Source organism: Mesorhizobium sp. WSM4935, from assembly GCF_029625735.1.
In the GTDB taxonomy this organism is placed as follows: Bacteria; Pseudomonadota; Alphaproteobacteria; order Rhizobiales; family Rhizobiaceae; genus Mesorhizobium.
This window is the reverse complement of sequence record NZ_JARTVR010000009.1, coordinates 139,552-165,363: the sequence shown is the minus strand read 5'-3', so window position 1 is coordinate 165,363 and position 25,812 is coordinate 139,552. Positions and strand designations below refer to the sequence as shown.

General features: G+C 63.6%; 22 protein-coding genes and 1 pseudogene. 9 read left to right on the top strand and 14 right to left on the bottom strand.

Annotated features, from left to right (window positions below; all coding sequences use genetic code 11):
- Positions 1-75: 75 nt before the first annotated feature.
- From P9273_RS20795 to P9273_RS20770, 6 genes are read right to left on the bottom strand one after another with little or no spacing between them, the layout of a single operon-like run.
- Entirely contained in the window at positions 76-1,011 is a 936-nt protein-coding gene (locus P9273_RS20795) for a phosphatidate cytidylyltransferase (protein ID WP_278050651.1), read from the bottom strand.
- A complete protein-coding gene (locus tag P9273_RS20790; protein ID WP_278050573.1) occupies positions 1,011-1,670 on the bottom strand; it encodes a lysophospholipid acyltransferase family protein in 660 nt (219 codons plus the stop codon). The genes P9273_RS20795 and P9273_RS20790 overlap by 1 nt, the downstream gene beginning before the upstream one ends.
- The gene (locus tag P9273_RS20785) at positions 1,667-2,110 is read right to left on the bottom strand and encodes a hypothetical protein (RefSeq protein WP_278050572.1); all 444 of its coding nucleotides are present in this window, start codon (positions 2,108-2,110) and stop codon (positions 1,667-1,669) included. Before P9273_RS20785 ends, P9273_RS20790 begins: the two co-directional genes overlap by 4 nt.
- On the bottom strand, positions 2,107-3,438 hold the full coding sequence (locus P9273_RS20780; protein ID WP_278050571.1) for a phosphatase PAP2/dual specificity phosphatase family protein: 1,332 nt from the start codon (positions 3,436-3,438) through the stop codon (positions 2,107-2,109). Before P9273_RS20780 ends, P9273_RS20785 begins: the two co-directional genes overlap by 4 nt.
- A 12-nt stretch (positions 3,439-3,450) precedes the next feature.
- Positions 3,451-5,238 (bottom strand): bifunctional alpha/beta hydrolase/class I SAM-dependent methyltransferase, encoded by a 1,788-nt coding sequence (locus P9273_RS20775; protein ID WP_278050570.1) that lies wholly within the window; start codon positions 5,236-5,238, stop codon positions 3,451-3,453.
- Positions 5,239-5,274: 36 nt separating this feature from the next.
- The gene (locus P9273_RS20770; protein ID WP_278050569.1) at positions 5,275-5,883 is read right to left on the bottom strand and encodes a CDP-alcohol phosphatidyltransferase family protein; all 609 of its coding nucleotides are present in this window, start codon (positions 5,881-5,883) and stop codon (positions 5,275-5,277) included.
- 265 nt (positions 5,884-6,148) lie between these two features.
- Between P9273_RS20770 and P9273_RS20765 the strand changes: the two genes are divergently transcribed.
- The 3 genes from P9273_RS20765 (at position 6,149) to P9273_RS20755 (ending at position 9,651) form a co-directional block, all read left to right on the top strand.
- Positions 6,149-6,628, top strand: a complete 480-nt coding sequence (locus P9273_RS20765) for a MarR family winged helix-turn-helix transcriptional regulator (RefSeq protein ID WP_041001110.1) — start codon at positions 6,149-6,151, stop codon at positions 6,626-6,628.
- Positions 6,625-7,824 (top strand): HlyD family secretion protein, encoded by a 1,200-nt coding sequence (locus tag P9273_RS20760; protein WP_278050568.1) that lies wholly within the window; start codon positions 6,625-6,627, stop codon positions 7,822-7,824. The genes P9273_RS20765 and P9273_RS20760 overlap by 4 nt, the downstream gene beginning before the upstream one ends.
- 294 nt (positions 7,825-8,118) lie before the next feature.
- Positions 8,119-9,651, top strand: coding sequence for a DHA2 family efflux MFS transporter permease subunit (locus P9273_RS20755; protein ID WP_278050567.1), 1,533 nt, complete (start codon positions 8,119-8,121; stop codon positions 9,649-9,651).
- A 19-nt stretch (positions 9,652-9,670) separates the two neighbouring features.
- Here the strand turns inward: P9273_RS20755 and P9273_RS20750 are convergent, their stop codons facing one another.
- Entirely contained in the window at positions 9,671-10,177 is a 507-nt protein-coding gene (locus tag P9273_RS20750; protein WP_278050566.1) for a CAP domain-containing protein, read from the bottom strand.
- A gap of 166 nt (positions 10,178-10,343) precedes the next feature.
- Between P9273_RS20750 and P9273_RS20745 the strand changes: the two genes are divergently transcribed.
- The gene (locus P9273_RS20745; protein WP_278050565.1) at positions 10,344-11,168 is read left to right on the top strand and encodes a DUF2189 domain-containing protein; all 825 of its coding nucleotides are present in this window, start codon (positions 10,344-10,346) and stop codon (positions 11,166-11,168) included.
- A gap of 157 nt (positions 11,169-11,325) precedes the next feature.
- Here the strand turns inward: P9273_RS20745 and P9273_RS20740 are convergent, their stop codons facing one another.
- From P9273_RS20740 to P9273_RS20730, 3 genes and pseudogenes are all read right to left on the bottom strand, one after another.
- Entirely contained in the window at positions 11,326-11,958 is a 633-nt protein-coding gene (locus tag P9273_RS20740) for a LysE family translocator (protein WP_278050564.1), read from the bottom strand.
- A gap of 93 nt (positions 11,959-12,051) precedes the next feature.
- On the bottom strand, positions 12,052-14,025 hold the full coding sequence (locus tag P9273_RS20735) for a TadE/TadG family type IV pilus assembly protein (RefSeq protein ID WP_278050563.1): 1,974 nt from the start codon (positions 14,023-14,025) through the stop codon (positions 12,052-12,054).
- 196 nt (positions 14,026-14,221) lie between these two features.
- Positions 14,222-16,161 (bottom strand): annotated as a pseudogene (locus tag P9273_RS20730) (pilus assembly protein TadG-related protein).
- A gap of 294 nt (positions 16,162-16,455) precedes the next feature.
- Between P9273_RS20730 and P9273_RS20725 the strand changes: the two are divergent.
- Entirely contained in the window at positions 16,456-17,316 is an 861-nt protein-coding gene (locus P9273_RS20725; RefSeq protein WP_278050562.1) for a TIGR01459 family HAD-type hydrolase, read from the top strand.
- A gap of 32 nt (positions 17,317-17,348) precedes the next feature.
- A complete protein-coding gene (locus tag P9273_RS20720) occupies positions 17,349-18,332 on the top strand; it encodes a bifunctional riboflavin kinase/FAD synthetase (protein WP_278050561.1) in 984 nt (327 codons plus the stop codon).
- A 15-nt stretch (positions 18,333-18,347) separates the two neighbouring features.
- On the opposite strand, the gene P9273_RS20715 is transcribed toward P9273_RS20720, so the two are convergent.
- The 4 genes from P9273_RS20715 to P9273_RS20700 form a co-directional block, all read right to left on the bottom strand.
- Positions 18,348-18,902, bottom strand: coding sequence for an HdeD family acid-resistance protein (locus P9273_RS20715; RefSeq protein WP_041001091.1), 555 nt, complete (start codon positions 18,900-18,902; stop codon positions 18,348-18,350).
- A 90-nt stretch (positions 18,903-18,992) separates the two neighbouring features.
- Positions 18,993-20,456, bottom strand: a complete 1,464-nt coding sequence (locus P9273_RS20710; protein ID WP_278050560.1) for a glycosyltransferase family 4 protein — start codon at positions 20,454-20,456, stop codon at positions 18,993-18,995.
- 13 nt (positions 20,457-20,469) lie between these two features.
- Positions 20,470-21,420 (bottom strand): glycosyltransferase, encoded by a 951-nt coding sequence (locus P9273_RS20705; protein ID WP_278050559.1) that lies wholly within the window; start codon positions 21,418-21,420, stop codon positions 20,470-20,472.
- 105 nt (positions 21,421-21,525) lie between these two features.
- Complete coding sequence (locus P9273_RS20700) at positions 21,526-22,437, bottom strand: hypothetical protein (RefSeq protein ID WP_278050558.1); 912 nt, start codon at positions 22,435-22,437, stop codon at positions 21,526-21,528.
- A 266-nt stretch (positions 22,438-22,703) separates the two neighbouring features.
- Here P9273_RS20700 and P9273_RS20695 point away from each other — a divergent pair, with 266 nt between their 5' ends.
- The 3 genes from P9273_RS20695 (at position 22,704) to P9273_RS20685 (ending at position 25,769) form a co-directional block, all read left to right on the top strand.
- Complete coding sequence (locus tag P9273_RS20695; RefSeq protein ID WP_336619398.1) at positions 22,704-23,819, top strand: glycosyltransferase family 4 protein; 1,116 nt, start codon at positions 22,704-22,706, stop codon at positions 23,817-23,819.
- A 163-nt stretch (positions 23,820-23,982) separates the two neighbouring features.
- Positions 23,983-25,533: an acid phosphatase gene (locus P9273_RS20690; protein WP_278050557.1), complete on the top strand. Its 1,551-nt coding sequence runs from the start codon at positions 23,983-23,985 to the stop codon at positions 25,531-25,533.
- 23 nt (positions 25,534-25,556) lie between these two features.
- Positions 25,557-25,769 carry a hypothetical protein gene (locus P9273_RS20685; RefSeq protein ID WP_278050556.1) on the top strand — a complete coding sequence of 71 codons (213 nt, stop codon included), beginning with the start codon at positions 25,557-25,559 and terminating at the stop codon, positions 25,767-25,769.
- Positions 25,770-25,812: the final 43 nt, after the last annotated feature.

The window sequence follows — 25,812 nt, the reverse complement described above, 5'->3', positions numbered from 1 at the left end:
AACGGTTTCTGAAAATTTTCCGATGTTTGGGTGAGGCGACCTTGGAACGGCGCAGGGAGACGCCGATGCGGACAGTCAAACCGTCCAGAAATAGCGCACGAGGTGGAAGAAGATCGGCGCGGCAAAGACCAGGCTGTCGGTGCGGTCGAGCATGCCGCCATGGCCCTCGATCAGATGCCCCCAATCCTTCACGCCCTGGTCGCGCTTGATGGCGGAAGCGACCAACCCGCCGAGGAACCCCATCGTGCAGGCGACGAAGGCGACGGCCGAGGCCTGCAATGGCGAGAACGGCGTAATGAAGGCGAGCAGCGCGCCGAGCAGGCTCGAGGCGGCGAGCCCGCCGATCAGCCCCTCCCAGGTCTTCGACGGCGAGACCTTTGGCGAGAAGCGGTGCCTTCCGAACAGCTTGCCGAAGATGTACTGCAGCACGTCGCTGCCCTGCACGACGATGATCAGAAAGGCGACGAGCAGCAGGTTGCGCCCCTCGAAGCCGGGCACGTTCAGCGTCAGCAGCGCAGGGACGTGGCTGACGCAATAGACGGCAATCATGATCGCCCATTGCTGTGCCGACACGCGCTCCAGGAAGCGCTCGGTATCGCCGTGCAGCGCCGTGATCGCCGGCATCAGCAGGAAGCAGTAAACCGGGATGAAGATGACGAACAGTCCATACCAGGCGGTCCACACCAGCCAGTATTGGACCGGAATGACGATGCCGAACATGCCGAGCAGAACCCAATGGTCGCTGCGGCGGCTATGCGTCAAGGTTACGAACTCGCGCAGTGCCGCGAACGAGATCAGCGCGAACAGGATGGTCATGCCGTAGCGGCCGAAGAAGAAGGCGACCGTCATCAGCGCCACCATCACCCACCAGGCATTGATGCGCTGGGTGAGGTTGGTGAGCGTCGCGCTGAGCGGCTTCGGCGCCCGCGCCGACAGCACCGCGGCGGTGGCGCTGGCCGTGGTCAGCACCACGAAAAGGCCGATGATCAGGATGCTGATTTCGTGGCGCATCATTCGTCTCGATGGGGACGGGGATTGAGGGCCAGAAGTTCGGCCCGGGCGCGCTCGAGGAAGGCGCGGCGTTCCTCGCCCGGCGCCACCGCCACCGGCGCGCCGAAGACGACGCGGCAAAGCAGCGGCACCGGCAGGAACTGGCCCTTGGGCAATACGCGCGACATGTTCTCGATCCAGCACGGGATCAGCTCCACTTCCGGCCGCGCCATCGACAGATTGTAGAGCCCGGAGCGGAACGGCAGCGGCTCGTCGCTCATGTTGCGCGTGCCTTCCGGGAAGATGATCAGCGAATGACCCCGGTCGAGGACGGAAAGCATGACGGAGATCGGGTTCTCTTCCGGGCTCGTCCATTGCCGGCTGATCAGCACGGAAGACAGCATGTCCTCGGCGATGAAGCGGCGCAGCCGCGACTTTCGCCAATATTCGGCGGCGGCGACCGCATGTGTCGTGGCGCGTTCTCTTTCGCTGAGGCAGGCCGACAAAAGGATGAAATCGCCATGGCTGGTGTGGTTGGCGAAATAGATGCGCTGCCGGTCCGATGGCTGGCAGCCGCTCCAGATCGGACGCACGCCGGTCACCGCCCAGGCCAGCGCCGCCAGGCCGACAGAGGTCGCCGTCTGCAGCAGCGTGAAGGTCCGGAGCGACAGCTTGTTCATCCCGGCATCCAGAATCCGGCTGTCAGGAACGCGATGACGAAGATCGCGAAGGCGATACGCTGCCGGGCAAGCAGGCGGCGCGTTCCGGCGATGCGGTCGTCGAGCGGGCGCGGAGAGGAGGAGGCGGGCTTGAGCCGCATCCGCACCAGCACGTCGTCGGCGGCGGCGCATCCCGAACGCTCATTGTCATGGCTCGCCATCAGTCGGAACAGCAGTGCGTCGAACGCGAGAAGTGCCGAAAACCCAAGCACCACGACGGCGCTTGCCGCCGCGACCAACAGCGCCAGCACCGCGATCGGCGCCTGGAGCGCGCCGCGCGCCGAGGCGACCAAAGGCGCGAAGCCGTCGCAGACGAGCACGATCGCGGCCGGCCATGCGGCGTGTTTGATCAGCATGGCGGCAAGGCCGGCTGTCCGCTGCTGATAGGCTTGGTCCGTCATGCAGGCTCGTCCAGTCCGATCTGAAGATGCACTGGTCGTCCGGACGCGGCGAGCTGTTTGTGCGCCTGCGCCGACGTGTGCGAGCGGCCCGTCGCGACCAGCCATCCGGCGACGACGGTGGCGCTGCGCTGGAAGCCGAGCGCACAGCAGACCAGGACCGTGCCTTGCCGGCGCGCCGGCTCGATCCCCGCCACCGCTTGGTTGAGCACACCCACTGGCGGCGGCAGGAGATCGAGCATGCCGAAGCTTTGCCAGCGGCCCGTCGCGTCTCGCGGCCGCTCAAGCTCGGCGGCGAGATCGATCACCGTGCCGAAGCCGTCAGCCTCAGCGGCGCTCGGGAACCGCCCAAGGAAGATGCCATCGGTGACCGGCACGACCGGCGGCAGCTTGCGCGTCCAAGCCCAGACATTGACCCTGGCGCCTAGGCGATAGGGCCAAAGCAGGATGCGACTTGCCAGCGACACACGGCCATCCGCTGCCTTCTGGAACACTTTCGCGCCGGCCCCGGCATAGGCGAAGGCGATGATGGCCAGCGCCAGCGAAGGCCATAGAAGCAACAAGGCGAGGGCGGAGAAGAGGGCGCCGGCCGCAGCGCCCGTTAGCGCCAGAGCGGCGCCCAGCGCGTAGTATAGCGCAAGCCGCCTTGCCTTGCAGTCGGCGGTCAGGCGGAAACCGGCGAACGGCAGCTCGCCCCGTGCCGGGGAGAGCCACAGGGCAAAGAAGCCGAGCAGCGCGCCGGTCGGGATGTCGATGAAATGGTGCTGCCAGGTCGTCAGCACCGAGGCGCCGATCAGAAAGCACCAGCCGTGCCATGGACGCAGCAAAGGACCGGTGAGGCGCTGGCGCCAGTGATCCCAGACGATCACCAATAGCGCGATGTGCAGCGACGGCGCTTGGTTGAACGGCTTGTCGAAGCCGCCGAGCACCGCAAACAGGAAACCCGGCAGGCCGCTCGTTTCCGGCCGCACGAAGGTGGCGGTCAGCGGAAACAGGATGAAGCAAGCGACGGCGACAATCTGCGCGGTGAGGTAGCGGCCGGCCAGCCGGTCGACGCCCTGGCGGCTGTCGTTGAGCAGGAGCGACAGTCCGTAGAACAGGTTGATCGACCAGTAGGGCACGATCGTCCAGGCGACGAACGGAACATGGTGTTCCCAGGAGAACACGATGCTGCCGACATGGTCGCGCGTCGAGGCGAGCCAATTGGCGAAGCCGTAGGTCGAATAGAAGAACGGCGCGAGGAAGGCGAGCCACAGCGCTGCGCGAAGGACGACACGCCCATAGGGCTCGGCGCTGGGTGAAAGTGGCGGGGGCTCGACACTGGAAGGCATGCGGCGGTGGTCCTAAAGCCGCCTTGCCATCGAGACGGTGAACATGCCCCATTGGTCGATGCGCTGGTCGAGCTTCTCGAAGCCTGCCGCCTCGACCAACTGATCCATCTCGCCTTGCGTGCGCCGCCGCATCACCCAGGCTTGGCCGCCGCGATGCGAGGTCAGGGTGCGCGCGATCATTTCGAGCTGCGGGTGCCAGGGCTGGTTGGTGTAAATGAGCAGGCTGCCCGGTTGCATGGCGCGGGCCAGGCCGCCGAGCGAGCGCGCAATCAGCGCATTGTCGGAGAAGAGCTCGTAAAGGCCGGACACGATGGCGAGGTCCGGCGCCGGATCGAGCGCGGCGAGCCCGTCGCCGTCGAAGGCGTCGGCGCGCTGGAACGACACGCTGGCCGGCAATTGCCGCTCGGCGATCAGCTTGCGGCCGAGCTCGACATTGAGGTCGGAATAGTCGCGCAGCCGAACGCTGGTCGGTTGCTCCCGGCTTTTGTCGATCGCATCGAGGACGTAGCGGCCGTGGCCAGACGCAATGTCCACGATGTTGGTGGACCGCCCAGTGGTCTTCAGTATTGCCAGCGCCGAGCCGATCAGTTCTTCGATGTGAAGCTTGCGCTGACGGATGCCGCGCCAACCGATGGCGTCGAGGAAGGTCCGGTCGACCATGCGGCCGATCGGCCCCAGGCCGCGCGGCTCGTTCTCATAGACATAATCGAGCGTCGAACCGGAATCGAAGCCGGTGGTAACGCCGACCTTCATGCCTTGCGAGAACCAACTGCCGATGCGGATGAAGGCGCGGCTCATCGTCCAATAGAGGCCTTTGGGCGACAGGAGATCGAGCGGCGAGGCGAGGCGGTCGGCCTCATCGCGCGTGTAGCCGGCGATGTCCGCCTGCTGCAGATCGACAGCTGCTGCGGGTGCCGCGAACTGCGCTTCGAGGAACGGCCGGATCAGGTCGAGCGCCTTGGCGCGGTCGCGCTCGCCCAGCGTATCGTGGAAGAAACCAGGCAGCACGTGGCGTTGCTTCGCGCGGCTGCCGACATTGACGAAGAACTCGTGCTGCGGCGCGTGCCGCACCACCCAGTCGCTGCCCGACAGAAGAAGTTGCGTCGGCACGGTGATGGCGCGCGCATCGGCAACGACGCGCGCCGCGTGCTGGTAGAGCTCGAGCAGGATGTTCGAGGCGATTGGCCTTGTGATCAGCTGGTCGTTTTCGAAGGAAGCGATGCGCACAGGGTCATGAGTGAGAAGGTTCGCCTTGACGTAGGAATTGACGAAGAAGCGCCCCTTGATCTTTTGCCACAGTGCGATGCCTTCCTTGGCGAAAGGAACATAGAGTTTCACTGAGAAGGCGGGCGAGGCGAGCACCATGGCGCGCAGTTTGGGCGCATAGTCGTGCACCCACGCGGCCGCCAGCACCGCGCCGAAGGACTGCGCGATCAACGCGATATCCTGCGCGGCAAAGCGGTCCCTGGCGGCGATCTCGCGCATGAAACAGTCGATATCGCGCACCAGCGCGGCGAAGGACGGAGCATAGCCGCGCTCACCGGCGGAGCGGCCGTTGCCGCGCGCATCCCAGGCATAGAAGGCGTAGTCGGGCATGCTGAGTTCGTCGACGAGATGCGCCATGCGGCCGCCATGCTCGTGCCCGCGATGGAAGAGCACGACCGCGCCCTTGGCCGTGGCCTGCATCGCCGGCCAGTAGCGGTAAAAGATCTGCGTGCCGTCATGGCTGCGGAAGGCGCGTTCCTGCGCCTGCCGCGCAAGGCTTTCCGCCGGCGCGCTGGCGACCTGTTCGTGAAGCATGGCGGTTCCCCCGGACGGCATGGCGAGTCTCGGTGCTCAGCCGGTGCTGCCAATAAGACCGGCGCGTATCCGGTTTATGGCGGTCAGCAGCGAAAGCGTAGCCATGGCCGGAAACACAAACGGCGCGATTGCCTCCGGCCAGAGTCCGGCGGCGGCGAGCACGGCGACCACGCCGAGCGCCAGCGCCCTGTCGCTCTTGCCGAACGGCCCGGCATAGTTTCGCCCGATCCCGGCGGCGATGCCGAGCACGCCGGCGAACTCGGTGAGCGCCGCGGCGATGGCAAAGGCGACGACACCCCAGGCGCCGAATTGGGGAAGGGCGGCGAAGGGCAGGATCACCGCGAGGTCGGAGACGACATCGCAGATCTCGTTGAGGTACATGCCGAGCGTTGAGGCCTGGCCATGTTCCCGCGCCATCATTCCGTCAATGGCGTTGAGCGCCATGCGCAGGAAAAGCACAAGGGGGATGAGGAAGAGCAGCAGGTTCCAACCGGGGAGGATCGCGATCGCCGATCCAGCCGCGATGGACAGCAGTGCAGCCGCGATCGTTATGCCGTTGGCCGTCACACCCATCGCCGCCAACCTGTTGACCAGCGGCCGCAGCCTTTCCTGGAAAGCCGGCTTCAGCGCATAGAGCGTCGGCATTGCGATGATCCCCCGATCCTCGCCCTAGATGTATCACAAACATGCCGAACGGCACCAGCACAGCTGCTAAAACACAGTGAATCTCAGGCGGTTGGCACCGTGCCACGCACCCATCGCCTAAGGACGCCGCCGGAACCGGTGCTCAGTGGCGCTTACATGCCGACCTGCGACCATACATCCCTGGCACGGCTGCCATGTCGATTTGCCGGCTTCTGGAACAAAGCATCCTCTTGAATAGTAAGCACGCTTATTATATGTATCGCTCATGGTTTCAGATGGTATCGACAGATTGGGCTTTTTGATCCACGACGTGCAGCGCCTGATGCGCAAGCGTTTCGAGGCGCGTGCCAGCGGACTGGGCCTTTCATCGGCGCAATGGCGGCTGCTCGTCCGCGTCGCCAAGGAGGCCGGCGTCGCGCAGGCGCGGCTTGCCGAGCTCCTCGAAATCGAGCCGATCAGCGTCTCGCGCCTGGTCGACCGCATGGAGGAGGGCGGCTGGATCGAGCGTCGCCAGGACGCGACCGACCGGCGCGTGCGCATGATCTTCCCGACCGAAAAGGCGAACGCGGCCTATGCCGACGTCAAGAGCCTGGCCGGCGAGGTCTATGAGGAATCGCTGACCGGCGTGTCGGCGGAAGAACGCCGCGTCCTGATCCGCGTGCTGGACACCATTGTGCAGAATCTGACGGACGGCGAGACGTCGTCCCTGGAAAAGATCAAGAATAGAGAAGGGCGGGCAGCATGAACGCGGCAGCCAAGATGGAGGACGACAACGTCACCAAGTTTGCGTCAGCGCAGCCGGTCGCAGAAGCCCCGGCGCAGCCGGCGGCCGCTCCGGTCGCGGCTGCGCCCGAGCCGCAGCCAGCCCCGGCCGCGCCAAAGAAGAAGCGCCGCCTCGGCCGCTTCCTGTTGATGGTTGCCCTGCCGCTGGCGTTGCTTGCCGGCGGCGCCTATGTCTGGGTGACGGGAGGCCGCTATCAGGAAACCGAGAACGCCAACCTGCAGCAGGCCAGGATTTCGGTCGCTTCCGATACTGCCGGCCGTATCGTCCAGGTCGGCATCGCCGACAACCAGCTGGTCAAGCAGGGCGACCTTCTCTTCGTCATCGATCCCGAGCCTTACAGAATAGCGCTCGCCCAGGCCGATGCGGCGGTCGCCGCCGCGCGCCTCAATGTCGAGCAGCTGCGCGCCGCCTACAGCCAGGCGATGGCGCAGGAGAAGTCTGCCTCCAGCGAGGTCGACTATGCGCAGTCGCAATATGACCGCGCCGCCGATCTCGCGCAGAAAGGCATCAACGCCAAGTCCTCGCTCGACCAAGCCCGCAACGATCTCGACAAGGCCAAGCAGCAGCTGGCCGTCGCACAGCAGGGCATCGTCAGCGCTAAGGCGGCACTCGGCGGCAATCCGGATATCGAGACCGACAAGCATCCGACCGTGATGGCGGCGCTCGCCGCGCGCGACAAGGCCGCCTACGACCTGGCGCAGACCACCGTGAAGGCGCCGGCGGATGGCATCATCTACCAGGCGGCCTCCTTCAAGGTCGGCCAGTATGTTTCGGTCGGCACGCCGCTCTTCGCGCTGGTCGAGACCGGCGACACCTGGATCGACGCCAATTTCAAGGAGACGCAGCTCACCAACATGAAGCCGGGCCAGAAGGCTGAGATCGTCGTCGACACCTATCCGGGCCGCACCTTCGAGGCGACCGTCAAGGCGATCGGCGCCGGCACGGGCGCGGAGTTCTCGCTGCTGCCCGCACAGAACGCCACCGGCAACTGGGTCAAGGTCACGCAGCGCATTCCGGTGCGCCTGGAGTTGACCGATCCCGACGCCAAGATGGCGCTGCGCACCGGCATGAGCGCGACCGTCACCGTCGACACCGGCGTCGCGCGCGGTCTGCCGTCGATCTTCGGCCACGCCACGGCAGGGGAACACGCGCAGTGACAATACGCCCCCGTGAATCGGGGCGGAGCAGGGGATTGGTCTGATGGGAGGAGTGGGAAGGATAAACGTTTAAGATCAGCCGCTTGGCGGCGCGATCAAAACCGAAACCTTCGACACGGACCCGTCGGTCCTCAGGTTTCCGGGCGGCAGGCATCCGCTCCAACAGAGACTTTCGGTCGATGTAACCCCCACATCGATAGTCGCGTCCCACCGCGATGAGGGTCTCTCAACGGAAGGCTTGCCGCCCAGAAGCCCAGTCTACACGTTTTTGTTACCTGCTGGAAGTTCAGCATCATGAGCACGCCCGAACCCTTCAAGGAAGTGCCGCATCGCGGACTGATCACGGTCGCGCTGATGCTGGCGACGATCATGCAGGCGCTCGACACCACAATCGCTAATGTCGCGCTGCCGACCATGACCGGCGACCTCGGCGCCTCGCCCGACAACATCAACTGGGTGCTGACCTCCTATATCGTGGCCGCGGCGATCATGACGCCGGTCACCGGTTGGCTCGCCGACCGGCTTGGCCGCAAGGAACTGTTCCTTGTATCCGTCGTTGGCTTCACCATCTTCTCCATGCTCTGCGGCCTGGCCTGGAGCCTTGAGACGATGGTGCTGTTCCGCCTGCTGCAGGGCGTGTTCGGTGCCGCCATCGTGCCGCTGTCGCAGACCTTCCTGCTCGACATCAACCCGAAGGAGCGCCACGGCCAGGCGATGGCGATCTGGGGCGCCGGCATCATGCTCGGACCGATCCTGGGGCCGACGCTCGGCGGCTGGCTGACGGAAAACTTCAACTGGCGCTGGGTGTTCTTTATCAACCTGCCGGTCGGCATTCTCGCCTTCCTCGGCATGGCCGCCTATCTCCCTGTCATCGCCAAGCGCGTGCGCGGCTTCGACTTCTTCGGCTTCGCCATGCTCTCGCTCGGCGTCGGCGCGCTGCAGCTTCTGCTCGACCGCGGCGGCGAGGTCGATTGGTTCAACTCGGCCGAGATCTGGATCGAGCTCGCCCTGTCGCTCACCGGCTTCTGGGTGTTCATCATCCATACGGTGACATCAGAGCATCCCTTCATCGATCCAAAGATCTTCCTCGACCGCAATTTCGTGACCGGCCTGGGCTTCATCTTCGTCATGGGTGTGCTGATCCTGGCCTCGATGTCATTGCTGCCGCCGATGCTTGCCAACATTTTCGGCTATCCGACCGTGACGATCGGCGTGGTGCTTGGCCCGCGCGGCATCGGCACGATGATCTCGATGCTGGTCGTGGGCCGCATCATGCACCGGATCGACGCCAGGATCCTCGTCGCCATCGGCTTTCTGCTCACCGCGCAGTCGCTCTACACCATGGCGAGCTTCACGCCGCAGATGGACAACTGGCTGATCATCACCTCGGGAGTCATCCAGGGTCTCGGCATGGGCATGGTGTTCGTGCCGCTGTCGGCGGTCGCCTTCGCCACGCTCGACGCACGCCACCGCACAGACGCCACCTCGCTGTTCAGCCTGGTGCGCAATCTGGGCTCCTCGATCGGCGTCTCGGTGGTCGCGGCGCTGATGGTGCGCAACACCCAGATCAACCACACCGAGCTGTCGGCCTTCATCAATCCGTACAATCCGAACCTGTGGGCTGCCTCTCCGGCGGCCGCCGCCGGCGACCCGGCGGCCCTGTCGCAGGTCGACCGCGCGGTGAATGTCCAGGCGATGATGATCTCCTACATCAACGACTTCAAAATCCTGATGGTTATGACGCTGGTCGCGATCCCGTTCGTCATCCTGCTGCGCAAGCCCAAGGCAGCGCCGCCGGGCGGAGCGCCCGCAGCCCATATGGACTGACCCGGCAAAAGCCGGCCTCCTATCTGCCCAGCACCAGCGCCCAGTAACGCAGGGCAGGATCGCGGCCGTCGCGCACATAGGCCAGTCCGAAGCGGCTGAAGTCCGGGTCGAGCATGTTGCGGCGGTGGCCGTCCGAATGCATCCAGATGTCGAACAGCTTGTGCTGATCGAAGCGGCCTTCGGCGATGTTCTCCCCTGCGGCACCCCGCACACCGTTATCCTTCATCCGCGAGGCGAAATCCTTGCCCCAGCCGGTGGTGTGGCTCATGCGGGCGCGCGACGCCATGTAGCCGGCCTGCTGCAGCGCCGCCTGCTCGAGCTGGGCGTCTGGAATCAGGGCCGGCAGTCCGGCAGACGAACGGATCGTGCTCAACGTGCTTGTGGCGGAGGACGACACGCCGGCGCCTTCGCCGGTCGGCAGCGAGACGCTGGTGCAGGCGGCGATAGTGGTGAGTGCCGCAAGGCCGGCGGCCGTGAGCAATGTGCGTCTGTCGATATTGCGGGAATCGGTGATCAGGCTGGTCATAGGCCTCTGATACCGGCGATCGTGGCTTTTGCCGGGCAGGCGTTGAAAATCGCGTTATGCGGCGACATTCCCTGGAAGATCGGCTATGATCGCCCTGTTCATGAAGTGGCAGCCACGGGCGGCCACCCTGGCGGTGACCGCCCCCCGCACGAAACGGAGGACGGTTATGGCCGGTTTTCATGTCATGGCGGACGCGCATGGGATGCATGTGCAGCCCACGGTGCGCCACATCACCACGTCGGATCTCTGGGATGCGTTGAGGCTCGGCGCCGAGGATTTCTGGGCCAAGCCGTCGCACTATGTGTTCCTGTGCCTGATCTATCCGATCGTCGGCCTGATCCTGACGCGGTGGAGCTCCGGCTCCAACGCCATCCAGCTCGTCTATCCGTTGATGTCGGGCTTCGCGCTGATCGGGCCATTCGCGGCCATCGGCCTCTATGAGATCAGCCGCCGGCGCGAGCTCGGCATGAGCAGCCGCTGGCATCATGCGCTCGATGTTCGCCATTCGCCGGCGCTGCCGTCGATCGCGGTCATAGGCATCCTGCTTTTCGCGCTGTTCCTGTTGTGGCTATTCACCGCGCAGTCCCTCTATACCAGCCTGTTCGGCGCCGAGCCGCCCGCTTCGGTCGGCGCTTTTCTGCGCGACCTGCTGACGACCGGCAAGGGATGGACGCTGATCCTGGTCGGCAACGCCGTCGGCTTCGTTTTCGCCGTCGTCGTTTTGGCCACCACGGTCATTGCCTTCCCGCTGCTGCTCGACCGCGACGTCGGCGCCGTCTCGGCGATCGAAACCTCGGCCCGTGTGGTGATGGCAAACCCGCTGACGATGGCGCTCTGGGGCCTGACGGTCGCCGTGTTGCTGGTGATCGGCTCGATCCCGCTGTTTGCGGGCCTTGCTGTCGTCATGCCGATCCTCGGTCACGCGACCTGGCACCTATACCGCAAGGTGGTCGAGCCGGAGCAGATCCGGCCGGTGCGCCGGCCGATGTAGAAATCTCAAGGGTCGCCCGGGTGCGTTGAGATTCAGGTCAGGCCGAATCGAGAATGATGGCTGTCGAGAACCGGAGCGGAGCGTACTCAAGTACGTGAGCACCGGAAGCGCGGACAGCCGTCATTCGCAGCCCGGCCTCACCTGAATATCAATGCACCTAACGCTGCGCCTCGGTCGCCATCTTCAAGGCCAGCGCCGTCAGCACCGTGCCCATCATCCAGCGCTGCACGATCAGCCAGAAGGGCCGCCCGGCGAGGAAGGTGGCAATCGAGCCGGCCGTCACCGCAATGATGGCGTTGACGGTGAGGCTGATCGAAATCTGCGTCACGCCGAGCACCAGAAGCTGCGACAGAACATGGCCCTTGGCCGGATTGATGAACTGCGGCAGCAGCGACAGATAGAGCACGGCCACCTTCGGATTGAGCAGGTTGGTCATCAGCCCCATGACGAAAAGCTTGCGCGGCCGGTCCCTGGGCAGCTCGCGCACCTGGAACGGAGAGCGCCCGCCGGGCCGCAGCGCCTGCCAGGCAAGCCACAGCAGATAGAGCGCGCCGGCCAAGCGAAGCGCGTCATAGGCGTAAGGCACGGCGAAGATGAGCGCGGTGATGCCGAAGGCTGCCGAGACCACATAGACCAGGAAGCCCAGCGCCACGCCGCCGAGCGAGATCAGCCCGGCTTTCGGCCCTTGCGACAGTGAGCGCGAGATCAGGTAGATCATGTTCGGCCCAGGCGTGAGCACCATGCCGAGGCAGATCAGCGCGAAGGTGAGATGGTTGGCGGCGTCGGGCATGGGACCTCCGGAACGGCCCGAGATGTGCGCCGCTTCGCGGGAACTCGCAAGGGGCTTGGCGGTCAGAGCCTGTTGCGCCAGCGCAAGGCGGGCTTACCCGACCACCCGCAAATTCGACAGCTCGTTGGCAATCTCCTTGAAGTTGTCCGAGAGCGTTGCGCCGGTCGCATTCCAGAACAGCTTGGCCGGTTTGCTGGGATCGGTCGGATCCTTGCGGAAGCGGGAATCGGAAGAGCACGCCTTCAGCGCGGCCATCGCCTTCTGGTCGCTTGCGCTGGTCGACGACATGTCGAGCGCGACCGTCATCACCATGATCTTGGCCGCCTTTGCGTTGCCGCACAGTTTCGCCATCTGCTCGTTCATCGCTGCGGTGTAGTTGCTCGAGGAATAGTTGAACTGGCCGATGGTGCTCGATGTGCCGCCGAACAGGCGGGTGACCGAAGTGCCGTTATAGCCGACGCCGGTATAGCCATAGGCGGCATAGGTCGACTTGTTGCCGGCCGGGTCGGGATTGACCGTCGAATAGGTGTTCTCGCCGTCGGTGAGCACGATGACCACCTTGTCGTTGCCGCGTTCGGTTTCCGGCCGCCCCTCGGTGAAGGGCGAGGCGCTGGAGACGGTGCGCCAGCCCCAGGCCATGCCTTCGGGCACATTGGTGTTGCCGTTGGGCTGCATCAGGTCGATCGCCGCCTTGATGGCCGCCAGCCCATCCGAGGTTGTGACGTCGGTGAGCGGCGTAATCGGCGTGGTGGTGCAGCTGTAGTTCGGGCCGGCCCCCTTCGACAGCACCGGCGCATTGATCGGCCGGGGCATGAAATACTTGGCCATGTTGGATTGGCGCGTCTTGCCGGTGGTGCTCGACGGATCGTCGTTCCACCAGCTGTTGGCCGCGCCATAGGTCACCGGCCTCGGCTCATCCGGGTCCTGGGTCACGTACCAGTGGTTACCGGGTTCGTCCGGAGCGAACATCGGCACGAACATCGTCGCGGGGTCTCCGACGCCAATGCCGGTGTTGTTGGGACCGCCGGATGCCGGCGTGTCGTCGACATTGTAAGGGTAAGGCCGGACCTCGACGCAGCCCTGCCAGCTGGCGAACGGCCCGTAAGTATCGATATAGTCGTATTCGTCGTGGCTGCGCTTGCAAGTGTGGTTGTCGCGATATTCGTCGCAGACGACGCGCTTGCTGCCAGCGATGCGTTCGTGGCTGGTGACGACCTTCATGTCCCGATAGAGCTCGAAGCGGGTCAGTATCTGGCCCTCCTCCGTGCCCCAGCCGGTACCCTTCTTATACCACATGCCATTGGTCTTCTGGGCGTATTTGTCCGGCGCATTCAGCGTCGACCAGTCGAAATTCTCATTGGCGACCGGTGATAGCCCGTAGGTGTCCATCCATGGGGCGTTGTCGTTGTCCGGCCCGACATTGACCGAGGCCGCGAACGGTACCAGGCTGAACTGGACCGGCTTATCGATCTGCTTGATCTGCGAGGCCTGCTGCGCCAGCGTGTCGACGAGTTGCTTGGCGGCCTGCTTGAGCAAGTCGATGCGCTTCTGTCCCGTGCCTGTGCCTGGCGTTGTCATGGAGCCCGAATTGTCGAGCACCATCGCCACTTCCAGCGTGTTCTTCAGCCTCACCTGGGAATCCATGGCGAGGTTGATTGACTTGTTCGCATCGATCGTGGATGCGCCGACAAGCAGCGAGGAGGACGGATAGAAGTAAGGACGGTAGTTCAGCGTCGCGCTCATCGTAAGCAGGCCGCCGCCGGCCTGGTTGGTCGGCAGCGTGATGTTGAGCGAGATATTGGCGGGGTCGATGCTGTTGAGGTTGGCGTTGAAGAAGTCGACGGCGTAGGCCCTGATCTGATCGTCGGTGGCGCCTTCGGCAAGCCGCCGCGCGGCAGCGAAATTGGCGGCGTCGAGGGCGTTCAGCACCATCTGCTTCTGGCGGTTGAGCTCGCTGAAATCGACGGCTATCGCCACCGCTCCCATCAGCGGCACCATGGCGGCTGCCGTCATGAGCGCATAGTTGCCGCGGCGGTCACGGCAGAATTGATGCCAGGATTTGCGCATTGTAGTTGAAGCGGCCCCCCGCCGGCGGATTCTCTGTCGGACCACACTTCCACAAAACGCTGAAGGACCGGTTTGGCAAACTGGTCGATTGCTTAACGGCGACTTCACCAATCGCTAACCAAGCCAATTATGACAGCATGCCTACGATGAAAAACGCCCGCCTGGGCGGGCGTCGTCGATCGTTCGTCGGGCGCGATCAACTGACGATGCGCAGGTTCGACAATTCGTTGCCGATAGCCTTGAAGTCGTCCGACAGCGTGGCGCCGGTCGAGTTCCAGAATAGCTTCGCCGGCTTGCTCGGATCGGTCGGGTCCTTGCGGAAACGCGAGTCCGACGCGCAGGCTTTCAGCGCAGCCATCTGCGCCGCTTCGGCGGTGTTGTTTGAGTCGAGGTCGAGTGCGATGGTCATGACGATTATGTTGGCGGCCTTCGCATTATCGCACAGCGCGGCGAAATGCTCGCTCATTGCCTTCGTGTAGTTGGCATTCGAATAATCGGTCTTGCTGACGCTGGAGCTGGTGCCGAGGAACGGCCGGCCATAGGTGTATGTGCTTCCGAACGGCTTCGATTGGCTGCTCGTGCCGGTGCCATAGGCAGGATAGCCCAACGAGGAATAAATGGCCTTGTTGCCGGCAAGATCGTTGCCGCCGCTGTTGGAGTTCGAGCCCGAGTAGCTCTGCGCGACCACCGATGTCGGCGTGTAATACGTATTGGCGCCGTCGGTAAGCACGATCAGCACCTTGTCGTTGCCTTTCTCCGTCTCCGCTCGGCCTTCGGTGAAGGGAGCGGTGCTGGAAAGCGTGCGCCAGCCCCAGGCCATGCCTTCCGGAACGTTGGTGGCGCCGACATCGACCATGGCGTCGATCGCGTTCTTTACCGTGGTGGCGCCGGCTGAGGTCGAGACATCGGTAAGCGGGGTGATCGCGGTCGTGCTGCAACTGGTGTTGGGACCGGCATTCGAGCCGTAGGCGGGGGTAACCTTGGTGCCGTAGTTGAAATATTTTGGCATGTATTTCTGGCGCTTGCCGTTGTCGGTGTCGTTCAGCACGTCGAGGTGCCAGTTGTTGTTTGCCGGCCGGCCGTTGCCATCGGTATTGTCGGTTTCGTCAGGAGCGAACATCGGCACGAACAATGTCGCCGGCGTCGAGGTCGAGGCGGGCGTATCCAGGATGTTATAAGGGTAGGGGCGCGACTCGACGCAGCCGCTCCAACTCGCAATCGGCGCGTAGGTCATGTTGGACGTGCAAACGTTGTTCCGGTCTTTGGTGCAGGCCGAAATTCGCTGCATCCATTTGTAGAGTGAGAAACGTGTCAGCGGCTTGTCTTTTTGGGTGGTGTCCCAATCGGTGCCGCGCGCATACCAGATGCCGCCGACCTTCTCGACATATCTCTGGGGCCAGGGCGAATTCTCCTGGGTCATCGTCGTCCAGTCGAAATTCTCGTGCTGGATGGGCGAGATGCCGTCTTGATCCATCCAGGCCGCGTCTTTGTTTGCCGAGCCGATATTGACCGAGGCGGCGAACGGAACCAGGCTGAATTGAACCGGCCTGGAAACCTGCTTCATCAATTGCGCCTGACCGGCCAGTTGATCGACCAGCTGCTTGGCGGCACTCTTCAGAAGATCGAACCGCACCTGGTTCGAGCCATGCCCGAGCTCGGTCATCGAGCCCGAATTGTCGAGCACCAGCGCCACTTCCAGCGTGTTCTTGAGGCGGATCTCGGACCTGGCCGAGAAGTTGACGGTGGTCTGACCCTGGGTTCCGCCAAGCAGCGCCACTGCGGCCGGCAGGAAATAAGGTTTGTATTTCAGCGCGGCCTCGAGAATGAGCGTGCCGCCGCCCGCATTGTTGCTCGGCAGGGTTACCGTCAGCGTCGTGTTCGCCGGAAGGACGTGCCTGAGATTGGCCTCGAAGAAGGTTTTGGCATAGGCCTTGGCCTCCGCATCGCTGGCGCCGGCGACGATCTGCTGTGCCGTCGCAATGCCGGCGGCGTCAAGCGCGTTGAGCGTCTCCTGCCGCTCGCGCACCAACTCCGTATAGTCGACCGCCAACGCAACGCCGCCATCAGCGGTATCATCGTGATGGCAGTCATCAAGGCGTAGTTTCCACGCCTATCGCAAAAAAAATCGCGGATCATTGTGCTTACCCCCGCCAAGGACCCATGCTGGAATACGACCATGGTCGTAGTTGGTGTGCTACCATGGTCATAAATCGTTAAATTTCAGCTTGCGCGAAACGATCAACAACGCGCCGCCTTTTGACGGCGCGTTAACCCTGTCTTTGCGAGGCTGCGGCACCACCTCGACAGCTGGCGACCGGGAAAGCTCGTGACAGGATGAAGCGCTTCGGTTATGCGGGACCGGCCGTGGCGGCGTCTGAACCGAAGAATGGCTGTCGCGGTCTTGTCAGGGATCGAAATCAGGGACATGGCATGGCGGGTTCGCCTGACATCATCGCTTCGCTCGACGATCTGGCGGGGCGTTACGCCGCCATCCTGTGCGACGTATGGGGCGTCGTGCACAATGGCGAATGGCATTTTCCGGCCGCGGCGGCGGCGCTTGCGAGGGCGCGCGCGGCCAATGTGCCAGTCGTGCTGATCACCAATTCGCCGCGTCGCAGCGCCGACGTCGTCGCCCAGATGAAGGTCATCGGAGTTCCAACCGATGCCTGCGACCGGGTCGTTACGTCCGGCGACGTGACCCGCGACCTGATCGCCGAAGGGCCCAGGAAGATCTTCCACATTGGTCCCGAGCGCGATTTCACCCTTTATGACGGGCTCGACGTCGATCTCGTCGAGGAATTCGAGGCTTCCGGCATCGTCTGCACGGGCCTCTATGACGATGAGGTCGAGAAACCCGCCGACTATGCCGAATTGCTGCAGCGGCTGCGGGCCCGCAATTTGCCGTTCATTTGCGCCAATCCGGACATCCTGGTGGAGCGCGGCGAGCGCACCATCTGGTGCGCCGGCGCGCTCGCGCGAGATTACGCGCAACTGGGCGGCCGCACGCTGATTGCCGGAAAACCCTTCGCGCCGATCTACGATGTCGCCATGAAGGAGGTCGCTGGCCTTCTCGGCCGCACCGTCGAGCGCAGGGAAGTCCTCGCCATCGGCGACGGCATGATGACCGATGTCAAGGGCGCGGCCGACAACGGCTTCGACGTGCTCTATGTCTCCGGCGGCATCCACGCTCGCGACTATGGCGATCCGCTGCGGCCCGATCCGGAAAGGCTGGCGGGCTTCCTTGAAAAGCACGGCTACCGGCCGGTCGCCGTCATTCCGCGTCTGCAATAGGTTGGTGGTCTGGCCATGACGGGCGCCTCGACATGAAGCAAGCCTTCGAACGTCTTTCGGCGGTCGCGCCGCTGCCCGCGCACCTGCGCGGCGGCGTCGTGGCGATCGGCAATTTCGACGGTGTCCATCGCGGTCACCAGTCCGTCCTGGAGCGCGCGCTGAGCGAAGCCCGCCGCAGCGGCGTGCCCGCCCTGGTGCTCACCTTCGAGCCGCATCCGCGCAAGGTGTTCCGGCCACAGGTGCCGCTCTTCGTGCTGACGCCGCCGCCGATGAAGGCGCGGCTGCTCGCCGGACTTGGCTTTGCCGCTTTGGTCGAGCAGCCGTTCACGCGCGATTTTGCCTCGCTCTCGCCCCAGGCTTTCGTGACCGATGTGCTGGAGAAGAACCTCGGCATCCGCCACGCCGTCACCGGTTTCGACTTTCATTTCGGCAAGGACCGCCAGGGTGGTCCGGCCTTTCTGATGGCGGCCGGAGAACGGCACGGCTTCGGCGTGACGCTGGTCGACGCCTTCCGCGATGAAGGCGCCGAGGTTGTCTCGTCGAGCCGCATCCGCGAACTGCTCGCCGAGGGCAAGGTGGAGGAGGCCGCCGGCCTGCTCGGCTACCGTTTCACCGTCGAGGCGGAGGTGATCGGCGGTCAGCAGCTTGGCCGCACTCTCGGCTTCCCGACCGCCAATATGCGGCTTTCGCCGGAAGCGGCCTTGAAGGAAGGGATTTATGCCGTCCGCTTCCGTCGCGCCGACGGCACGCTTCATGACGGCGTCGCCAGCTTCGGCCGCCGTCCCACCGTCGATGACAATGGTGCGCCACTGCTCGAAACATATGTCTTCAATTTTTCCGGCGATCTCTATGGAGAGACATGCCAGGTTTCGTTCTTCGGCTTCCTGCGGCCCGAGCTCAAATTCGACGGCCTCGAGGCGCTGGTGGCGCAGATGAAAAACGACGAGGCCGAGGCGAGGGCGCTGCTGGCGGGCGTGCGCCCGCTCTCGCAACTGGACGCCGAGATCGCGTTCTAGATCGTCCTGTTGCTTCTATCGCTTCAGCGCCAGTCCGATGGCGATGAAGCTCCAGCCCTGGAACACCAGGTCGATCGCCAGGAATATGCCTAGCACCCAGAGGCTGTTCACCGGCCAACCCATGGCGATCATCAGGCCGAGCAGAATGGTGATGATGCCGGCCGCGAGCAGCCACCCCCAGCCTTCATGTGGCCGGTGATTGAAGGCCACCCAGGACCGCAGAAGCCCCGAAGCGACGAGCGCAATCGCCAATAGCAGCGTCAGCACCGCGGAGGCGAGCAACGGGTTGTAGAAGGCGAAAAAGCCGGCGACGGCGTAGAGCAGGCCACTCAGCAGCCAATAGAAAAAACGTCCCCAGGTCTTGACCCCGAAGGCATGGATGATCTCGATGATGCCTGCCATCAGCATCAACCAGCCGACGACATAGACAGAGGCGACAGTGGCGATGAACAGATTGCCGAAAGCGATGCCGCCGAAGATCAGCAGCAACACGCCGAGCGCAACGAACCATCCCCACTTGTCCCGCGTCTGGCCGATCGTGTCCTTGAGAGCGTCACTTGGCAGAGTCATGGTTTCATCTCCCTCGAAATTCACCACCGGTTGTACGGTGAGAGAAAGCTAAACCCAATAGTATTGTCCGTCCAGCAACACGGGCCGAACCTACGGGCGGGCGGCGGTCCCCGACCGTAAAGGCGGTCGTTCTCGCGACGGCCAAGCTTCGTCCGCGAATGGCGCAAGCACCGCCTCCAGCGTCTCCCGGCCGGCCTGCTCCCAGCTTCGCGCCACGAATTCCGTGGCCTTCGCCTCATACGCAGCACGGGCTGAGGGTGAGGTGATCCAGCCGCGCATGGCGCTTTCCCATCCTTCGGCATCGAGCGGATCAAGGCAGAGTCCCGACGAGCCGACCACTTCGGCGATGGCTCCGCCCGTCGAGGCAATCAGCGCCTTTCCGTAGGCCAGGGCCTCGACGGGCGGCAGCCCGTATCCTTCGTAGAGCGACGGGTACACGCAGAACGCGCTGTTGCGATAAAGACGGGACAACGTTGCGTCATCGACGTTGTCGAGATGGACAAGGCTCTTGCCGTAGTCCGGATGGCTGTGAAGCTTCGCCAGGACCTCTTCGACCATCCAGCCGCTGCGGCCGACGAAAACCAGCTTCATGCCGCTGCGCGCGACCGTTCCGTCAAGGACGAGGCGGCGCCAGACATGCATGAGCAGCGAATGGTTCTTGCGTGGCTCGATGGTGGAAACGAAGAGAATGTAGCGATCCGTCTCGAGCCCGTCCGGCAAGCGGCCGTCCGCCTTCGACTTGCGGGCGCTGTCGCAGCCGAGAGGGACATGCCTCAGCTCCGGCAGGCGGACGCCGAGCTTGGCGGCATGGTCCTCGATATCGGCGGTGACCCGCTTCGACGTCAGGATGAACCGGTCGGCCAGCCTGATCGCCAAATCCACATAGTGCCTGAATCGCTTGACGTCATGCGGCTTGTACCATTCGGGAAACTGGATCGGGATGATGTCGTTCAAGAGCACGATAAGCTTTGCGCCGGCGGAACGCGCCTCGCGCGAAATGGCTTCGATATCGGTGTGCGACCAGTCATTGTTCATCAAGAGCAGATGGTCGCCTGACGCCGGCTTGTATGTGTCGCCAGCCACCGTCCGCATCGGCACGATGCGGACGCGTGACCCGTCGTCGCGAGCGACCAGCCGCCGCTCGTTTGCCTTCATCAGGCGGTTTTCGATCCGCTCAAGGAAAGGAACAAGACTGCTGTGCGGATTGTGTCGGGTGAACGCGCCGATTTCCGTTATCAGGACACGGCGCGGCTTTATGATCGCCATCAGCAATTGCCGCACCCAGTTGGGCCAGCGATCGTAAAACCGCGTCTTGATGCGCGCCGGGTCCGGATAGAAACTCATGTCGCATGAGATATCGCCGGCGATAATCTCTGCCGCCATTTGCGGTGAAACCTGCCTGAGGACCCGGTCGATCGGGTCGAACACGGTGAACGCCACCTCGGAGGCGTTGAACGCGGCCGCCGCCGCGCTGTAATGCCGCTGAACGCGAACCAGGCCGACCGGAGGTCCGAGCCAGCGCGCCATGCTCGTGAGATCGACGACAAGCCGCATCAGCCGGGCCGCATCAGTTCGGCCGCATCTTTGCAGGGCGCGCGATCATCCTGCGCCAGGCCAGTCGAGGCCCGAGCGCGAGCGTCCTGAAAGAGGGGGCCCCGACAGCCGCGAGGAACAGCAGCTTGCACGTGACGGCCATGGGTATGCCCGCGCTTCGCAACAGCAATTCGATGTCGCGTCTTTCCAGGCTGGAGACGCCGACCCCCGTGCCGGCGCGCCATGCCAGAAAACTTGCGATGGCCTGCGCGGGTTGGCCGTTCACGTCGAACGGCTCGGCGCGATGGCGACGCAACAGCGCCGACTGCCTGGCCAATGCCGCGGCCGCCTTTTGCTGGTCCTGCTTCACCCGCGATACTTGTCCCGGATGCGACCTCAGCTTCACGAGCGGCACTTCCATATTGGCCAGTTTTCCCGTCTCGGAAAGCCGCAGCCATAGATCGTAGTCTTCGGCGTAGGTGAACGCGCGACGATAGCCTCCCGCGCGCCGGACAGCCTCGGTCCGGAACATCACCGTCGGATGGAGCATGGGATTATACCTGGCAAGCGCGTCCCGCAACGGGTCGTTGCCCACGGGGACGTCGATCGGCCTCAACAGCTTTCCCTCCGGGTCGATCTGCAATCCCGCCGTGCCGAGCAGCTGCAAATCGGGATCAGCCTCGAAACGCGCCACCTGCAGGCGCAACCTGCTGGGCAGCGAGACGTCGTCGCAATCCATGCGCGCCACGAGAGGAGCCTGCGCGAGCGAAATCCCCATGTTCAGCGCATCGACGATTCCCTTGCCGCTGTTGGCGACCATTTTGACGCGGCTGTCACGGTCGCTGATCGACGTCGCGATCGCGGCGCTGTTATCGCAAGATCCGTCGTCGACGACGATCACTTCGATATCCGCCAGATCCTGGTCCAGGATGCTTTGCAGGGCCTCGCCGACATATTGTGCGCCGTCTCTCACCGGAATGATCACGCTTACTGTCGGCAATAGAATGGTCCTTGCGATAATCGGCCGCGATCGAATGGCCGTCGATTACCGGATGCGGCAGCCAGGTCTCAAAAATTCCAATTCCAGAGTTCAGTCGATCTGTCGACTGTCAATTTCCTTGTCTGGCCGGTCCGAGGAGGCCTCAAGGGCGGGGGCGAGCAGCCGCAGGACCGCTTCACGCTTTTTCGCCTTCAACAACGGGTCGCCGTCGAGGCCGACTTCATGAAGCCAGCTTCCCCGCCATTCGCAATAGGCCTGTCTGAGATCAATCCCCGGCAAGGCGGCGAATGCATTTATCGGCCGTTGCGGCACAGTGTTCGGGTCCACGTCCCAATAAAGCACCTCCCAATTGGCTCCGCCCGTGTCGAGGCCGGCGAACCAGTCGAGTCCGAAATCGAGAGGCTCGCGGCCAACGGCGTCGAATCGAAAGAAACAATAGCCGGCCCACAAATACCATCGCGCGCCTGCCCAGCGCAGGTCGCCGTAAAAGGCCGCGGCTTCAAGAGGCTCGAAGGGATCGCATCGCTGCGTGGGGAAAAGATCCTGGTCCAGGAATCCGAACGCGGCCGGTGCGGCAGGCTTGAGCACATTGTGCCACATCCAGTTGAGCGCCGCGCCGTGCGACCGGCTCGGGTTTTTCACAGTCCACGGATTGGCCGGCAGCCTGATATAGGCGGCCCCACGGTCCGCGCAAACGCGTCTGTTCTCGTCTGCGGAAGCTTCATCGACGCTATTGTCGGCCACGATATGGAGATCGTGACGAACAAGTCCTCTGGTCAGTCGCAAATGCAGATCCAGGCATTGGGCATCGCCGAAGGCTACCGTCATCAGGACATGGCGGCCCCGGGCGGCGGCACGAATATCCTGGATACTGCCATCCGTGGCCGGTTGACGCAGAAAGCTCCGGTCGATTCGCCGGTAACGGGCAGTCTTGATGGCGTGTATTGGCGGCTGCAGCCTCAGCCATTGCCGCCAGTCATATTCGCGCAGGGCCTTTGGCACGGTATGGCGGCTTTCAATCGAGTCCGGCCCGGCAATCGCGGTCGATCAGGGGAATTTGCATGGGCGCGCGCTCCAACTGGCTTTTGGAAAAGCTCGAACGCGGCAGCATCCAAGTCTCTTGATAACCGATTATATACAGCATATTCGTATTTTCGACACGACTGACATTTACGCGCCCTGCTTGTTTGTTTGAACGGAGAAGTCCGGGCGCACCCGGATGCTCTCTGCCGACCTGACTGGGGTAAGACGGCGCTCCGGAAGATGCGATGAGAATCTGCTGCGCAATCTCTGCCCTCTTTATGAACGGGGGGCTGCAAAGGGATTGTCTCAATATCAGCGACCGCCTTATCCGGCGCGGCCATAGCGTGACGATCCTGACGACGCGTCAGGTCGGTCATGTCGAGAGCTCGGCGACAATAAAGGTCCATCCGGCACGGGTTCTCTCCAACCCGGGCACCGAATATGCGCTGGGAAGGACCGTCCTGGCGGCCCGGCGGGATTTCGACTGCGTGGTCGGGTTCAACAAGATGGCTGGCCTGGACATCTACTATGCCGGCGACCCACCTTACTTTGCCTCGAAGCTCGGCTGGTGGCGGCCGTTTTCGCCCCGCTTCATTCGCCAGCAGAACCTCGAATCGATGATCTTTGCCCCCGGCAACGCCGCGCAGATCATCGCGCTCAGCGAAAACCAGGCAGCGCTTTACCGCGACTTCTGGCGAACCGAGGGATCCCGCATCCACGTTGTCGGGCCGACGCTCGATCCGCGGCGCTGCCGACCGGAACTGCAGGCCGGTGACCGCAGTGAGATCCGCCATCGCTTTGGGCTTCCTCGCGAAGCGGTCATTGCGTTGAGCATCGCCAACAGATTGAAGGTGAAAGGTCTCGACCGGGCGGTAAAGGCTCTAGAGCCGTTCCCGGGGATACATTGGCTGGTTGCCGGCTTTCGAAAGGGCAGTGAGGAAGAAATCCGGCTTCGCGGCCTGATCGCCAAATCCGGGATGTCGGATCGGGTCACGCTGATGGGCATCCAGGAAGATATCCCGGCGATCGTGGTTGCGAGCGATTTCATGTTGCACGCGGCGCGCCTGGAAAATACCGGCACGGTGATCCTCGAGGCGCTCGCGAATGGCCTGCCGGTTATCACCTCGGACGCGTGCGGATATGCAAAATATGTCGAGGCCAGCGGAGCGGGACTGGTCGTGGCCAATCGCGACGATCCCGAAATCTGGCGGCAGGCGATCCTGAGGGCCGGCGATCCGGCGGTCCGCGCGCAATGGCACCGGGCGGCTCTTGCCTATGGAGCGTCAAACCCGCTTACCGGCGGACTGGAAGCGGCCTGCGATCTGATAGAGACCCTGCGCCACAACCGGCGTGCCGCTTAGCACAGCGACATAAGCAATCCCAAATCGCCAAGCGCGCTGCCGCTGTGCTGGCGCATGCTACCGTCAGGAAGGGTGGTTCCACTGCCGTCCAGAGTCGCCGCTATTGCAAAGGCGCGCCGAAGCTGGTGTCATCCCGTTTTTGCACCACTGGTGAGGTACGGTGATGAAGCGCTCTTGTGGGCTTGCCCTGATTTCCTCGACTCTCGCTTTGTGTGCTGCCGCTCCGGTTTCCGCCTCCGCAGCCCAGCCAGGCGATCCGCCGGATGGCATTTCCAAAATAGAAACGGTGGTCGTCATCTTCGCGGAGAACCGCGCTTTCGACAATCTCTATGGTCATTTTCCCGGCGCCGAGGGCATCGACAAGGCGAGCCCGGAAAGCCTGCAGCAGCGTGACCGTGACGGTTCCGTCTTGTCCGAACTGCCGCCGGTCTGGGACGGGCTGACTGCCAAAGGCGTGACGCCGCCGGTGACGCAGTCAATGACCGAGCACCTTCCGAACGCGCCTTTCACCGTCAACGACGCGAAAGGTTTCAACGTCCCGCTCAACGTCATAACGCACGATCTCTGGCACCGCTATTACCAGAACCAGATGCAGATCAACGGCGGCAAGAACGACATGTTCGTCGCCTGGGGCGATTCAGGCGCCATGCCGATGAGCAACTGGGACACCTCCAAGGGCGATATGTGGGCCGTTGCGCAGAAGTACGTTCTGGCCGACCATTTCTTCATGGGCGGCTTCGGCGGCTCTTTTTTCAATCATCAATGGCTGATCTGCGCCTGCGCGCCTTATTATGCGGATGCCGACAAGAACCCGGCCAAGCCGTCGATCGCGGTGACGGACGCTAGCGGCACAGCACTGAAGGTCGCGGACAATTCGCCGAAATCGGCGCGCGACGGCATCCCGAAATTCGTCTCCGACGGCAATCTGACGCCGGATTTCTACGCGGTGAACACGATGCAGCCGCCCTACCAGCCGAGCGGCAACGATCCGGCGCCCGGCGGCGATCCGCGCCTGGCCGATCCGGCCAAGCCCACGACATTGCCGCCGCAGACGGAGCCGACCATCGGCGACATGCTCAGCCTCAAGCACGTCAGCTGGGCGTGGTATTCGGGCGCCTGGCAGTACACGCTTGAACACGGCAACCACACGCCAATCCCGAATTTCCAGTATCACCACCAGCCGTTCAACTATTACGCCAACTTCGCGCCGGGCACCGAAGCCAGGCGCGAGCATCTGCGCGATGCCGGGCTGAGCGGCGTGAGCTTCATCCAGGCCATCGACGATGGCGTCCTGCCACAGGTCTCCTTCTACAAGCCCCAGGGCAATCTCAACGAGCATTCCGGCTATGCCGACATCCAGGCCGGCGACCACCATATTGCCGATGTCGTCGCGCATCTGGAGAAAAGCCCGCAATGGCCGCATATGCTGGTCGTCGTCACTTATGACGAGAATGGCGGCATCTGGGATCATGTCGCGCCGCCCAAGGGCGATCGCTGGGGTCCCGGCACGCGCATTCCCGCGATCATCATTTCTCCCTTCGCCAAACACGGCTACGTCGATCACACGCCCTATGACACGACGTCGATCCTGCGCTTCATTACAGAGCGCTTCGAGCTGCCGGTCCTGCATGGCATCGTTGTCCGTGACAAGGCGGTCGCAGCGCATGGCGAGCCGCCGCTCGGCGATCTCACCGGCGGGCTCGATCTGAATTGATGGCCCGTATCCGGAGGACGAAGATGGACGCTGACAGGATTGTCGCGCTGGTCACCGCCGGCGGCATCGAACTCACCGACCGCCGGCGCAACGCCAGCAACGACGGCTGGTCACTCAGCTTCGCTAACGGCGCCACGGTGGAGGTGGGTGACGACGGATCTGCGCGTATTGGCGGAAAAGGTGCCAAGGCGGTGGCCAGGCTGCTGGACCCGCCGGTCGCGCCGCGCAGTGCCTGATCCGGCGAGCCGTCCTCATCTCCGCATGCTGCCGACCATGCAC

What these genes read in the sequence shown, in the direction of transcription:
- P9273_RS20795 (WP_278050651.1), bottom strand. Translation starts at nt 1,011, where the DNA reads ATGCGCCACGAAATCAGCATCCTGATCATCGGCCTTTTCGTGGTGCTG.
- P9273_RS20790 (WP_278050573.1), bottom strand. Translation starts at nt 1,670, where the DNA reads ATGAACAAGCTGTCGCTCCGGACCTTCACGCTGCTGCAGACGGCGACC.
- P9273_RS20785 (WP_278050572.1), bottom strand. Translation starts at nt 2,110, where the DNA reads ATGACGGACCAAGCCTATCAGCAGCGGACAGCCGGCCTTGCCGCCATG.
- P9273_RS20780 (WP_278050571.1), bottom strand. Translation starts at nt 3,438, where the DNA reads ATGCCTTCCAGTGTCGAGCCCCCGCCACTTTCACCCAGCGCCGAGCCC.
- P9273_RS20775 (WP_278050570.1), bottom strand. Translation starts at nt 5,238, where the DNA reads ATGCTTCACGAACAGGTCGCCAGCGCGCCGGCGGAAAGCCTTGCGCGG.
- P9273_RS20770 (WP_278050569.1), bottom strand. Translation starts at nt 5,883, where the DNA reads ATGCCGACGCTCTATGCGCTGAAGCCGGCTTTCCAGGAAAGGCTGCGG.
- P9273_RS20765 (WP_041001110.1), top strand. Translation starts at nt 6,149, where the DNA reads ATGGTTTCAGATGGTATCGACAGATTGGGCTTTTTGATCCACGACGTG.
- P9273_RS20760 (WP_278050568.1), top strand. Translation starts at nt 6,625, where the DNA reads ATGAACGCGGCAGCCAAGATGGAGGACGACAACGTCACCAAGTTTGCG.
- P9273_RS20755 (WP_278050567.1), top strand. Translation starts at nt 8,119, where the DNA reads ATGAGCACGCCCGAACCCTTCAAGGAAGTGCCGCATCGCGGACTGATC.
- P9273_RS20750 (WP_278050566.1), bottom strand. Translation starts at nt 10,177, where the DNA reads ATGACCAGCCTGATCACCGATTCCCGCAATATCGACAGACGCACATTG.
- P9273_RS20745 (WP_278050565.1), top strand. Translation starts at nt 10,344, where the DNA reads ATGGCCGGTTTTCATGTCATGGCGGACGCGCATGGGATGCATGTGCAG.
- P9273_RS20740 (WP_278050564.1), bottom strand. Translation starts at nt 11,958, where the DNA reads ATGCCCGACGCCGCCAACCATCTCACCTTCGCGCTGATCTGCCTCGGC.
- P9273_RS20735 (WP_278050563.1), bottom strand. Translation starts at nt 14,025, where the DNA reads ATGCGCAAATCCTGGCATCAATTCTGCCGTGACCGCCGCGGCAACTAT.
- P9273_RS20725 (WP_278050562.1), top strand. Translation starts at nt 16,456, where the DNA reads ATGGCGGGTTCGCCTGACATCATCGCTTCGCTCGACGATCTGGCGGGG.
- P9273_RS20720 (WP_278050561.1), top strand. Translation starts at nt 17,349, where the DNA reads ATGAAGCAAGCCTTCGAACGTCTTTCGGCGGTCGCGCCGCTGCCCGCG.
- P9273_RS20715 (WP_041001091.1), bottom strand. Translation starts at nt 18,902, where the DNA reads ATGACTCTGCCAAGTGACGCTCTCAAGGACACGATCGGCCAGACGCGG.
- P9273_RS20710 (WP_278050560.1), bottom strand. Translation starts at nt 20,456, where the DNA reads ATGCGGCTTGTCGTCGATCTCACGAGCATGGCGCGCTGGCTCGGACCT.
- P9273_RS20695 (WP_336619398.1), top strand. Translation starts at nt 22,704, where the DNA reads ATGAGAATCTGCTGCGCAATCTCTGCCCTCTTTATGAACGGGGGGCTG.
- P9273_RS20690 (WP_278050557.1), top strand. Translation starts at nt 23,983, where the DNA reads ATGAAGCGCTCTTGTGGGCTTGCCCTGATTTCCTCGACTCTCGCTTTG.
- P9273_RS20685 (WP_278050556.1), top strand. Translation starts at nt 25,557, where the DNA reads ATGGACGCTGACAGGATTGTCGCGCTGGTCACCGCCGGCGGCATCGAA.